General features: G+C 68.4%; 15 protein-coding genes. 7 read left to right on the top strand and 8 right to left on the bottom strand.

What is annotated here, in order from left to right; genetic code table 11:
* Window positions 1–654, bottom strand: a 654-nt coding sequence (locus ABZ260_RS35745) for a L,D-transpeptidase family protein (protein WP_355626463.1), incomplete at its 3' end; no start/stop codon positions are given.
* A 271-nt stretch (window positions 655–925) separates the two neighbouring features.
* On the opposite strand from ABZ260_RS35745, the gene ABZ260_RS35740 reads away from it, so the two are divergent.
* Window positions 926–1,366 carry a hypothetical protein gene (locus ABZ260_RS35740; RefSeq protein WP_355626461.1) on the top strand — a complete coding sequence of 147 codons (441 nt, stop codon included), beginning with the start codon at window positions 926–928 and terminating at the stop codon, window positions 1,364–1,366.
* Between the two features lie 129 nt (window positions 1,367–1,495).
* Here ABZ260_RS35740 and ABZ260_RS35735 read toward each other — a convergent pair whose 3' ends face one another.
* The 3 genes from ABZ260_RS35735 to ABZ260_RS35725 form a co-directional block, all read right to left on the bottom strand.
* Window positions 1,496–1,900, bottom strand: a complete 405-nt coding sequence (locus ABZ260_RS35735; RefSeq protein ID WP_355626459.1) for a Rieske (2Fe-2S) protein — start codon at window positions 1,898–1,900, stop codon at window positions 1,496–1,498.
* Window positions 1,901–1,964: 64 nt separating this feature from the next.
* The gene (locus ABZ260_RS35730) at window positions 1,965–3,320 is read right to left on the bottom strand and encodes a HAMP domain-containing sensor histidine kinase (RefSeq protein ID WP_355626457.1); all 1,356 of its coding nucleotides are present in this window, start codon (window positions 3,318–3,320) and stop codon (window positions 1,965–1,967) included.
* 2 nt (window positions 3,321–3,322) lie between these two features.
* Window positions 3,323–3,991: a response regulator transcription factor gene (locus ABZ260_RS35725; RefSeq protein WP_355626455.1), complete on the bottom strand. Its 669-nt coding sequence runs from the start codon at window positions 3,989–3,991 to the stop codon at window positions 3,323–3,325.
* A gap of 124 nt (window positions 3,992–4,115) precedes the next feature.
* Between ABZ260_RS35725 and ABZ260_RS35720 the strand changes: the two genes are divergently transcribed.
* Window positions 4,116–4,688, top strand: a complete 573-nt coding sequence (locus ABZ260_RS35720; RefSeq protein WP_355626453.1) for a hypothetical protein — start codon at window positions 4,116–4,118, stop codon at window positions 4,686–4,688.
* 137 nt (window positions 4,689–4,825) lie between these two features.
* Here ABZ260_RS35720 and ABZ260_RS35715 read toward each other — a convergent pair whose 3' ends face one another.
* Complete coding sequence (locus ABZ260_RS35715; RefSeq protein ID WP_355626452.1) at window positions 4,826–5,917, bottom strand: hypothetical protein; 1,092 nt, start codon at window positions 5,915–5,917, stop codon at window positions 4,826–4,828.
* A 165-nt stretch (window positions 5,918–6,082) separates the two neighbouring features.
* Window positions 6,083–6,631, bottom strand: coding sequence for a hypothetical protein (locus tag ABZ260_RS35710; protein ID WP_355626451.1), 549 nt, complete (start codon window positions 6,629–6,631; stop codon window positions 6,083–6,085).
* Window positions 6,632–6,837: 206 nt separating this feature from the next.
* Between ABZ260_RS35710 and ABZ260_RS35705 the strand changes: the two genes are divergently transcribed.
* Both ABZ260_RS35705 and ABZ260_RS35700 read left to right on the top strand, forming a co-directional pair.
* Window positions 6,838–7,374 carry a peptidylprolyl isomerase gene (locus ABZ260_RS35705; protein WP_343970656.1) on the top strand — a complete coding sequence of 179 codons (537 nt, stop codon included), beginning with the start codon at window positions 6,838–6,840 and terminating at the stop codon, window positions 7,372–7,374.
* 151 nt (window positions 7,375–7,525) lie between these two features.
* Window positions 7,526–8,401 (top strand): rhomboid family intramembrane serine protease, encoded by an 876-nt coding sequence (locus ABZ260_RS35700; protein ID WP_350913946.1) that lies wholly within the window; start codon window positions 7,526–7,528, stop codon window positions 8,399–8,401.
* 49 nt (window positions 8,402–8,450) lie between these two features.
* Here ABZ260_RS35700 and ABZ260_RS35695 read toward each other — a convergent pair whose 3' ends face one another.
* Window positions 8,451–8,696 (bottom strand): cell division protein CrgA, encoded by a 246-nt coding sequence (locus tag ABZ260_RS35695; protein WP_355566193.1) that lies wholly within the window; start codon window positions 8,694–8,696, stop codon window positions 8,451–8,453.
* A gap of 212 nt (window positions 8,697–8,908) precedes the next feature.
* Here ABZ260_RS35695 and ABZ260_RS35690 point away from each other — a divergent pair, with 212 nt between their 5' ends.
* The 3 genes from ABZ260_RS35690 to ABZ260_RS35680 are packed head-to-tail and all read left to right on the top strand — an operon-like array spanning window position 8,909 to window position 10,308.
* Window positions 8,909–9,541 (top strand): class E sortase, encoded by a 633-nt coding sequence (locus ABZ260_RS35690; protein WP_355626449.1) that lies wholly within the window; start codon window positions 8,909–8,911, stop codon window positions 9,539–9,541.
* Between the two features lie 39 nt (window positions 9,542–9,580).
* Entirely contained in the window at window positions 9,581–9,736 is a 156-nt protein-coding gene (locus ABZ260_RS35685; protein ID WP_350913951.1) for a hypothetical protein, read from the top strand.
* The gene (locus tag ABZ260_RS35680) at window positions 9,736–10,308 is read left to right on the top strand and encodes a gamma-glutamyl-gamma-aminobutyrate hydrolase family protein (protein WP_350913953.1); all 573 of its coding nucleotides are present in this window, start codon (window positions 9,736–9,738) and stop codon (window positions 10,306–10,308) included. The genes ABZ260_RS35685 and ABZ260_RS35680 overlap by 1 nt, the downstream gene beginning before the upstream one ends.
* 178 nt (window positions 10,309–10,486) lie before the next feature.
* Here the strand turns inward: ABZ260_RS35680 and ABZ260_RS35675 are convergent.
* A partial coding sequence (locus ABZ260_RS35675; protein ID WP_355626447.1) for a PASTA domain-containing protein occupies window positions 10,487–11,398 on the bottom strand: 912 nt, incomplete at its 5' end.

The raw sequence follows: 11,398 nt of genomic DNA, 5'->3' as shown, positions 1-11,398 counted from the left end.
GCACCCGTGGGAGGCGGGGAAGCGGGGAACGAGGGTGGAGCCGTGGATGGCGATGCCACCGTTGAAGTAGACGGAGTAGAACATCGATCCCAGGATCCCGGTGGACCAGCCGGGGATCCGCGCTCCGACCCGGTAGTCGCCGACCGGGGTGTCGGCGAACCCGCAGTGGCCCTTCTCGCAGTACGACATGCGGGCACCGGTCGAGATATGGGTCACCAGCACGGGTTTGCCTTCCTTCCACACCGTGAGGAGCTGGCGTCGCAGATCGATCTCGGCCCGCTCGGGCCCTCCGTACCCCACCAGGGGCCTGATGCGCCTGGGGCGCAGGAGGGCCTGCCAGGTCGGCAGGTCGATCCTGTCGACGGGCCTCAACCCGTTGGCCTTCTGGAAGGCCCATACGGTCATGCGCAGCGCGGAATCATACGTGGAGCTGAGATTTCCCGGGGTGAAGCCCAGATCTCTAAGTCTTTTCTTCGCATTATGCACCTCGATTCCCCTGCTGCCCATTTTGAGGATCGTGAACTGGTCGGGAAGGGGGGCCTGCTGGAAATCCGGGGAGGGGTCGATCGCGGCGTGCGCGACGCCGATGGGGAGGGTTGTGGTCAGGGCGAAGATGGCGCCTGCGATCAGGGAGCGGTGGACGGTGCTTCGCATATGTGACGCCTATCCGCTGGCAGGAGGGATTAACCCTGTAATGCCGCTTGCCAGAAAGTAAGAGTTATACCGCTACGTGCGACCTGACGGTTAATGTGGAGGGATTTTCCCGAGAAAACAGATATGTGTTTTCAGGCGATGTTATATGATGATTTTAGAGACATATATAAGATATTTTCGGGGCCGTTGAGCGTGAACGGTGCACTGCCACGCGCTGCTCGCCCTCTCGCCCTGACGACGCCGCACGGCTGAACACCCCTGGGAGCTCACTGTGAAGTCCACTCCGCTGTTCGAGGCGGCCGGGGTGATCGAGACCCCGGTAGACCGGGTGGAGCGGCTGCTGCTGGCCGTGCGTCCCGGGCCCGTCGGCGCGGACAACGTCTGGCTGCTGGCGGAGCACGGCGGCGTCGTGGCGGGCGGCCCGGAGCGGTTCACCCTCAGCACGCCGATACACACCATGACCGTCGAGGTAGGCGAACACACCATCGCCTTCCAGGGCGGCTGGTGGTACCGCGGGGAGTACGCCGTCGAGCCGCACTCGGAGGGCGCCCTGCTCACCCACCGGGTCCGCAACGTCGCGACCCGGGGACGGTGGGGCGTGCCGCTCGCCAACCGCTTCTTCTTCGGCTTCGACAGGAGCACGCGCGACGGTTTCACCGCGGGACTCCGGCGGATCGGCGACGAACTGGGCTGCCGTACACGCCTGCTCTGAGCGCACGGCGTTTCCGGTACCGGATCCGCAGAGCCGGAAAACGCCGGGTGTGCCCCTCTGGGGCGCACGGGGATGCTCGCGGACGTCACGAAGACATCTCCGTACGGGATTCAGGGGAGCACCGGCCGATCAGCCGAGCCGGATGACGCCCTTGGAGACCTTGATCTTCCTGCGGGCCAGCGGCCGGGTGGCCGGCCCCCTGGCCACCGAGCCGTCGGCGATCCGGAACCTGCTGCCGTGGCAGGGGCAGTTGATGATCCCGCCGCGGATGGTGGCGACCGCGCAGCCCTGGTGGGTGCACTTGGCGCTGAAGGCACGGAAGGTGCCCTTGACGGGCTGGGTGACCACCCATCTGCCGCTGATGATCCGGCCACCGCCGACGGGGATGCTGCTGGTCTTGGCGAGCACGGGACCGGCGGTCTCTCCGGTCTCCTCGGTCGCCTCGGTCGCCTCGGTCGCCTCGGCCGGGCGTACCAACGCGACGGCCGACGCGATCGCGGCGGCGGCGCCGCCCGCGAGGCCTCTGAAGATCATTAGTCGACGGGTGGGGGTGGGCATGGCGGGCCTCCCGGGGGGACGAATGGATCGCGTGTGTGGTTCATATCACAGGAAAGCGGGCCTGCAGGCAGGCTCCGCGATTCTCCCCGGCGATGCGCAGGCTGCCACCGTGCCGTACCGCGATGTCCCTGGCGATGGCCAGCCCGAGGCCCGATCCGCCCGCGTCCCTGTCCCTGGCCTCGTCCAGCCGGGTGAACCTGTCGAAGACCGCCTCGTGGTGCTCGGCGGGGATGCCGGGGCCGTCGTCGCACACGTCGAGCACCGCCTCACCGCCGTCGGATGCCAGCCGGACGGTGACCGCGGAGTTCGCGTGACGTACGGCGTTGTCCACCAGGTTGGCCACCAGGCGGCGCAACTGCCCGGCCGAGCCGAGGACCACCGTGTCGGCCGCCACCTCCAGCGTCACCCTGATCTCCGGCCTGGGCCGCGATCGGGCCGCCTCCTCGGCCGTCACCTGGCCGAGGTCCACCTCCTCGTGGCAGACGGGCTCTGCCGCGTCCAGGCGGGCGAGCAGGAGGAGGTCGGAGGTGAGCGCCTGGATCCGTTCCACGTCGGTCAGCGCCTCGGCCGCCAGCGGCCCCGGCGGTGCCAGCTCAAGGCGCGTCCTCAGGATGGCCAGCGGGCTGCGGAGCTCATGGGCGGCGTCGGCGACGAAGCGCTTGTGCCGGCTGACCGCCAGTTCGAGGCGGTCGAGCGTGCGGTTCATGGTCTCGGCGAGGCGGGCGATCTCGTCGCGCGACCGCGGTACGGGGACCCGCCGGTGCAGGTCGCTGGCGGTGATGTCGGCCATCTCGGTACGGATGGCCGAGACCGGTGCCAGTGCCCGGCCGACGGCGAGCCAGGTCAGGACGGCGACCAGCAGGAGCAGCGCGGGGATGCCGGGCAGCAGCAGGCCCCACAGTGCCCGCAGCGCGTCTCCCGTCGGCTCCAGTGACGCCCTGGCCTGCACGACCAGCACGCCGTCGGCGGCGTCCACGGGCATCGTGGCCAGGGCGAAGTCGTCTCCGGGCGCCCACTGCGCCACCTCGGTGGGCTGGGCCTGGAAGTCTCGCACGGCTCCCGGGGACTTTCCCATGGGCGATGCGGTGGTGGCCGGGCTCAGGGCCGAAAGCTCGGAAACCAGCGGTGCGGGGTACGTGAGGATCTTGACGTCGGGATCGAGGAGAGTCGTCTTCGCCAGACTGACGGTATCGGCGGGTTTTCCGGCGACCGCCACGCCGCCGGCGAGCACCTTGGCGGTGGCGTCGGCACGGCGGACGGCCTCGTTGGAGGCGCTCCGCGCCAGGCTCCCGGTCAGCACGCCGACGAGCACCGCGGCCGCCACGCCCAGCGCGACCGCGACGATGGCGGTGGCCGCGAGGGTCGCCCGGAGCCGCACCGACAGGCGCGACGCCATCTTCAGGCCTCCAACCGGTAGCCGGCGCCGCGCACCGTCACCAGCGACGAGCGGCCGAACGGAGAGTCGATCTTGCGGCGGAGCGCGCTGATGTAGACCTCCACGATGTTCGGGTCGCCGTCGTAGGAGAAGTCCCACGCCTGGGCCAGCAGTTCGCTCTTGGAGACCACCTCGCCCTGCCTGCGCGCCAGGCCGTGCAGCACCGCGAACTCCTTGGGGGTGAGGGGGATGTCCACCTCCCCGCGGCGGCAGCGGAGCCCCGCGGGATCGACGCTCAGGTCGCCGACCACGATGGACACCGGTCTGGCGTGGCCGCCCCGGCGTACCAGCGCGCGCAGCCGGGCCAGCAGCACCACGTAGGAGAACGGCTTGGACAGGAAGTCGTCCGCGCCGGTGTCCAGGGCCTCGGCCTCGTCGTGCACCCCGTCCTTGGCGGTGAGCATCAGGATCGGCGTCCAGTTCTCCGCGTCGCGGAGCCTGGCGCAGACGGTGTAACCGTTCATCCGGGGCAGCATGACGTCCAGCACGATCACGTCGTACGGGTTCTCGGTCGCCATCCACAACCCGTCGCGCCCGTCGTACGTCACGTCGACGGCGAACCCCTCGCCCGCCAGCCCATCCTTCAGCAGATGGGCCAGACGTTTCTCGTCCTCAACCAGCAGCACACGCATACCGCTCAGAGTGCCGTACTCCGCCTAAAGCCAACCTGAAGATGATTTCTGCCGCCTTCAGGCTGGGTTCAGGCAGCGGGCGGGAGTCTGTGATCTCCAGATCCGCCTGACAAGGAGAACACCCATGCGTATCCGCATGCTCGCCGCCGCCGTGGTGACCGCGGGGGCACTGATGGCCACCCTGACCGGGGCCGCCAACGCCGACGACACGCCCACGCCGGGTCCCAAGGAGGGCACCGTGCAGATCCAGTGCGAGGGTGGCGGCCAGGCGACCCTGATAACGCGCCGGCTGACCGAGGCCGAGATCAAGGAGTTGGAGAAGGCCGGATCATCGCCCGCCGCGCCCTTGGTACGGGCCGACGAGGCCGGGGTGCCGAGCGGCCAGGTCAAGGACTTCAGGCGCACCCGGGCGGAAGGGGAGGACGCGAAGGTGCTCCCTCCGCTTCCCGAGGGCGTGACTCCTGGCAAGGACGTCAAGGTCATGGCCGCTCCCTCGGTGCCTGCGGTGCCCGGGGCCCCGGAGGCCGTGGCGATGACCGTGATCCTCGAGGACGTTCACGAGGGGGCCGAGAGGGTCGAGGGGGCCAGGAAGGCCGAGAAGGTCGAGGGGGCCGAGGGGCCCGGAGGTGCCATGGTCAAGGTCACGAGCACGTCCGTCGAGGGCGCCCCCGTCGTCACCTGCGCCAAGAAGGAGTAGCTCCGCGGGGGTGATCCCAAAGACCTGCGAGCCGGCCGGGGAAACCCGTGCGGGAGTGACTCCGGCCGGCTCGCAGCCGACCGGGACGATCGGGGAGCGTCCCGGGAGGCCGTACCGTGTTGGGGGGCCGGTACGGTTCAGCCCTCGGGGAAGGTCGGGTGCGGGCCCAGGGCCCAGTACTCGTACAGGCCGTAACCGACGTGGCCGTCGTACTCGAAGCGGCCGACCGCGTCGACCAGGCCCCACATCGTGGCGGCGTCCTCCGGAAGGGTGTGGGTGACGCCCTGGACCACCGGTTCCGGCCCCTGGTACATGCCGTGCCTCCAGTCCGATTCCAGGCCATATCCGGTGCCCACCATCAGGTGCACCGGGAGAATCGGGGTGCAGTGCACGTCGAAGGGCTTGCCACCCGGCGGAGAGAAGGAGATCGTCGCCTCTCGTACGTCCCGGGTGCCCTCCGCGTACGTCGGACGGTACTCGGGACGGCCGAGATACTCCTCCTCGCCCTGTCTCGGGGTGCCGAACCCCCACACCCGCACCGCCTCCTCCAGCACCCGGCGGCCCTTCTCGTCCTCCTGGACGATGCACAGGATGGCGTGGTCGTCGAACTGGATCGGGGTGTAGAGCCAGTAGAAGGTACCGGCGTCGCGGGCCTGGATGCCGGGGGGCTCGGGTTCGCCGACCGGGCGGATGCCCCACGAGCGGTCGCGGGTGCCCTGCCAGCGGTCCGGGGTGACCTCGACGCGCTCGTCGCCGATCAGTATGTGCCCACTCCACCTGCCGGTCTGGGCCAGCCGGGAGGAGTCGAACAGCACGCGTTCCTGCCGGCGTAAGAAGTGCCGGGGCTCCAGCGTGGCCGGGATGGTGCCCTCCCAGGTGAGGTCGAAGGAGAGGCCGTGCTCGGTGGGGTCGAGCACCACCCGCAGCCGTCTGAGTCCCTCGATCACCTCGACCCGGAACGGGCCGACCCGGGTGTCCATCCGGTCGTCGCCGAGTTCCCGGGAGGCCCGGACCACGCGGTGCAGGTTCCGGTGGCGTACGCAGGCGAACGCGTCGGTGACCCCGAGGTTGGGATACTGCCCGAGGCCGACGATGAGCATCAGCTCGTCGGATCCGGCGTGACAGTTGAAGTAGTACCGGTCGTAGAAATTACGGTCCGAGGTCGTGACGTGCCGCATCACCTCGGGTGACTGGTGTACGGGATGGTCGTCGAGGGGCGACAGCGTCATCGGGTGCTCCTTCTGTCTCAGGAACACGTTCTAACAAGCGCTTGGTGAATCGGTCAATGGTGCGCGGTCCGCACAGCGGTATGGCCCGCGCCTTCGAAGGCGCGGGCCATACCGCTGACAGGTGACGTACGCCGTGGTCGGCCGACCCGGGTACGGGTCGTACCGCTAGGGCAGTTTCTTGGACGTGTGCTCCGCCCTGGCGTCGGCCCTGCCACCGATCTCTTCGGCCTTCGACGTGGCGTCGTCCGTCACGTCGGAGGCCTTGCCCGCCGTCGCCCCCATCTTGTGTCCCACCCATTGGGACGCGTCGGAGGTGCTGTCCTTCAGGGTGTCCGCCCACTGGTCGGCGTTCTTGCGGTACAGCGCGTAGCCCGCCGCTCCGATCGCGACGCCGGTGACCAGCAGGACCATCGGCCATCCGCGGGACTTGGTGGGCTTGGGATCAATCCTCGCGGCAGCCTGGGACAGCGCGGCGCTGAGTTTCGGCGCGAGCTGTTCCTCGATCGAGTGCGCGGCGGCGTCAAGCCTCGGTGCCGCCCACCCGCGTGCGACGATGATCTTCTCGCCGGCCACGTTGCGAGCATGATCGGCCATCTCAAAGGCCTGGCCGGCCACGTCGCGGGCCTGGCTGGCCAGCGGGCTGACCCGATCCACGACGAGGACAGCCTGAGCCTTCGCGTGGCGCAGCCGCCTTTCCGGAGCCACGATCTTCATGTGGCGCTTTCCAAACAGTGCTAGAGGCACAACAACCTCCCCATTCGTTGGGGCCCCGTCGCCACCCCTTCCCGCTCGAAGACGGCTCAATCATGACGGCCCGTGGGAGGATGCATGAGGGATCGGCTTCGGCCGAAATCGTCAAAGCGCTACAAAAGCAATACGTTGCATAGGCATTGCCACAACCTGAAGGGGGCAGTCCGATCATGGCTGAGAAGTTGATCGCGAACCTCAACACCAATCGCGGGAGCGTGAAGGTCCAGCTCTTCCCGGACCACGCGCCCAAGACCGTGCGCAACTTCGTCGAGCTCGCCGAGGGCACCCGCGAGTGGGTGCACCCGGAGACCGGCCAGAAGTCCACCGCCAAGCTGTACGACGGCACCATCTTCCACCGGGTCATCTCAGGCTTCATGATCCAGGGTGGCGACCCGCTGGGTCAGGGTGTCGGCGGTCCCGGCTACAAGTTCGACGACGAGATCCACCCGGACCTCTACTTCAACCGCCCGTACCTGCTCGCCATGGCGAACGCGGGCATCCAGATGGGCCGCGGCACCAACGGCTCCCAGTTCTTCATCACCGTGGTGCCCACGCCGCACCTGAACGGCAAGCACACCATCTTCGGTGAGGTGATCGAGGGTCAGGACGTCGTGGACGCCATCGCCAAGACCGACACCGACGCCCGCGACCGTCCCACCGAGCCCGTGGTCCTGGAATCGGTGACCATCGAGCGCGTGCAGAGCTGATCTCTCGCCCGGCGGCCTCCTGCGGAGGCCGCCGTTCGCGTTTCCGGCCGGCGTCGCTCAGTCGCCGTTTATGTGTGTACGGGCACTCGGGATCGTGAATAGGCTGGCAGTCTGGGGATAACAGAACGCGCGAAGGGGCCAGCCACAGACCATGACCACCCAGCCGTCCAGTGACCCCGACACCGTTGTCCCCAACTGCTACCGGCATCCAGGGCGTGAGACCTACGTCCGCTGCCAGCGCTGTGAGCGCCCCATCTGCCCCGACTGCATGCGCGAGGCCGCGGTGGGCTTCCAGTGCCCCGAGTGCGTGGCGGAGGGCAACAGGGGCATGAGGCAGGCGCAGTCGGTGTTCGGCGGCCGGGCGGTCGTCACGCCCCGGGTCACCTGGGCGCTGCTGGTTCTCAACGTCCTGGCCTACTTCGCCGAGACCGTGCGCACCGACTGGGTGCTGGCCAACTTCACGATGAACTCCTACGCCGTCGCCTACGACGGTGAGTGGTGGCGCCTGATCACCGGGGCCTTCCTGCACATGCCGCTCGGCGGTGGCGGCTGGGCCCTGACCCACATCGTGTTCAACATGTGGGCTCTCTACGTCATCGGCCCCGAGTTGGAGCGGCGCCTCGGCTCGGCCAGGTTCCTGACGCTCTATCTCCTCGCGGCGATCGGCGGGTCCGTCGCGGTCTATCTGTTCGGCATAGCCGCGGTCGGTGCCTCGGGCGCGATCTACGGCATGTTCGGCGCGCTGTTCGTGCTCGGCAGGAAGCTCGGCTACAACGTCCAGGGTGTGCTCTGGCTGATCGGCATCAACGCTGTGATCACCTTCGTGATCCCCGGCATCAGCTGGCAGGGACACCTCGGCGGCCTGATCGCCGGCTCCCTGGTCGCGGCGGTGTTCGCCTTCGCCCCGGCCAGGAACCGCAACGCCGTCCAGTGGGGAGGTTGCGCGGCGATGCTGGTCGTTCTGGTCGCGCTGGTGCTGGCGTTGCCGCCGTTCGCCGTCCAGGCCGAACTCGGCATCTACGGTTGATCCACACCCTGATGCTTCCCCAGGGTGTGGATAATGCCTGTGGAAAAGGCTAACGCCAGCGGGTGGACAGGATCACACCGAGGATGATGAAGGCGAACCCGACCAGCAGGTTCCAGTTCTGGAGGGCGCCGAAAACGGGCGCGGTGGGCGCCACGTAGTAGACGGCGATCCACAGGATGCCGACGATCCAGCAGGTCACCATGACCGGCGCCAGCCAGCGCGGGCTGATCTTGATCTGCTGTGAGGTCTGCGGCGGGGTGTAGACCGGCTTCTTGCGAGTCTTGGGCTTGGGCACTGGGGTTCTTCTCCTGCGTCAACCCTGCGCGATCCGGACCGTGCGCAGGCCATGTCGATTAGCGTAGTCGCTGGTGGGTGAAGTCCCGTGTAAGGATAGTCCGCGCAGGTGGGCCATGGCGATTCCGTGAGGCACCATACTGCGGCAAATGTTCTGCCGGACCCGTGATTCGTTCCCACCGGGCGGGTGTCCCGTGGCTAGCCTTGCCCTTCGTGAGAGCCGTGTTGAGGGTCATGGGCGATCTGAGCATCACCGCCGGCCTGGTCATCCTGCTCTTCTGCGCCTACCTGTTGTGGGGCACCGGCTCCTACACCGCGGAGCAGCAGGTGCTGTTGCAAAGGCAGCTCATCGAGGGTGGGAAGGCCAGCCGGGAGCACGGGCCCGGCCCGGTCCGGCTGGGCGGGGCGGTCGCGCTGCTGTCGATTCCCAGACTCGGCGACGACTACCGGTACGCCGTCGTGGAGGGCGTCGACCAGGACCGGCTGCGGATGGGACCAGGTCACTACCCCGGAACCGCTATGCCAGGAAAAATCGGTAATTTCGTTCTTTCGGGCCATCGGACCACCTATGCCGCCCCCTTCGGCCGCATCGACGAGCTCCAGCGGGGCGACCACATCGTGGTCGACGCCCGCGAGGCCCGCTACACCTACCGGGTCACCGGCAGGCGCGTCGTCGACCCCACCGAGCTCGGCGTCATCGCCCCGGTCCCCGAGCAGCCGGGAAAGACGCCGACCAGGGCGACGATCACCCTGTCCACCTGCCACCCGAAGTACTCGGCCGCCCAGCGGCTCGTCGTCTTCGGCGCGCTGGACCAGAGCCAGGACCGCCCCGGACGACCCGAATAGCCCCGGCGACCAACCCCGACAACCCGGAGAAGGAGTCTCGTGTACGGCTGGATCTGGCGGCTGCTTCCCGGAAACCTCGCGGTCAGGGTGTTCACCGCCGCCGTACTGGTCGCCCTGGTCGCGGCCGTACTCTGGTATTTCGTGTTCCCCTGGATCGAACCCCGCATCTCCCTCGACCCGACCGGCGTGGGCTGATGAGCCGCGTCCTGGTCGTGGACAACCACGACAGCTTCGTCCACACCATCGTCCAGTACCTCCGTGAGCTCGGCGCCACCTGCGACGTGCGGCCGCGTGACCAGGTCAGGGTCGAGGACGCCGCCGGCTTCGACGGGGTTCTGATCAGCCCCGGTCCCGGCACCCCGGAGAACGCGGGCGTGAGCGTCCCGCTCGTCGGCTACTGCGAGGCCCACGGCATCCCGCTACTCGGCGTCTGCCTGGGGCACCAGGCCATCGCCATCGCCCACGGCGCGACCGTCTCGCGGGCCCCCGAACTGGTGCACGGCCGCACCAGTGCGATCACGCACGACGGGCGCGGCGTCTTCGCCGGCCTGCCGTCGCCGACGACCATGACGCGCTACCACTCGCTGGCCGTCCTGCCCGAGACGGTTCCTGAGATCCTTGAGGTGACCGCGACCACCGGTGACGGCGTGATCATGGGTCTGCGCCACCGTACGGCCCCCGTCGAGGGCGTGCAGTTCCACCCCGAGTCGGTGATCTCCCAACACGGTCATCGGCTGCTCGGAAACTGGCTGGAAAGATTGTTGTAACGCGGCGCCCTTCCTGGGCGATTGACCAGTGAGAGTCCTTCCGCCATCGCCCCCGAGTGGCGGAAGGGCTCTTCCCCGTTTCCGGGCTCTCGCACAGGCGATGCCGGAAGGTCACGGGGAACGAGGAAGGCCCCCGCGATCGCGAGGGCCTTCTCATCTGCTCGTCATGTGTTCCGGGTCAGGTCCCGTCGGGTGGCGACTCGTCGAAGATGGTGCCGTCATCGGGCTGCGTGGGCGTGTCGTCCGTCGGCTCGTCGGGAATGGTCGGCTCGTCGGACGGGTAGGTCGGCTGCTCGGTCGGCTGGGGCGCCTGCCCGCTCGACACGATCAGCGTGATCGTCGTCCCCGGCTGGTACTTGCCGCCCGCCTCGGGAGACTGGCTCAGCACGGTGTCCTTGGGCAGGTCACTCGGCTGCTCGACGACCTTCCACTTGAAGCCCGCCTCCTTGAGCATGTTCTTGGCGTCCCCGACGGTGAGGTTGACCACGCTCGGGACCTCCACCGCCTCCTTGGGCACGTAGATGCGCACGGTGCTGCCCTTGTTGGCCTTCTTGCCCGCCTCGGGCAGGGTCTCGAAGACGATGCCCTGCTTCCTGCTGGAGGGCTTGCTCTGCAGGCTGACCTCGAAGCCGGCGTCCTCAAGGGTCTGCTTGGCGTCCTCCACGGTCATGTTGAGCACGGAGGGCACCTCGACCTTCTCGATGCCCTTGGAGACCTTGAGCGTCACCTCGGAGTTCTTGTCCACCTCGGTGTCGGCCGCCGGTTCGGTGTCGATCACCGACCCCTTCGGTATCTCCTCGTCGAACGCCTGGACCGTCTTCACCTTCAGGTCAAGGTCCGTCAGCGCCTTGGTCGCCGCCTCCATGGTCTGCGAGGCCAGCGGAGGGATCTTCACCTTGCCCGAGGCGGTGGGGGTGCCGGGGGAGCTGAGGAACATGTAGCCCACGCCGACGAAGGCGCCGATGACCAGCAGGGGGATGAGGATCCACGCCGCGGTCTTGACCGCGGTGTTGCTGCTCTGCTGCCGGCGCCGGCCGCGCTCGCCGGTGCGCCCGCCCCCCTCCTCGCCGTCCCGGCGTACGAGTACGGC

It is taken from the genome of Streptosporangium sp. NPDC006013 (assembly GCF_040614275.1).
Classification (GTDB): domain Bacteria; phylum Actinomycetota; class Actinomycetes; order Streptosporangiales; family Streptosporangiaceae; genus Streptosporangium.
Note: the sequence above shows the minus strand (reverse complement) of the source record. Positions and strands in the feature narration are given on the sequence as shown.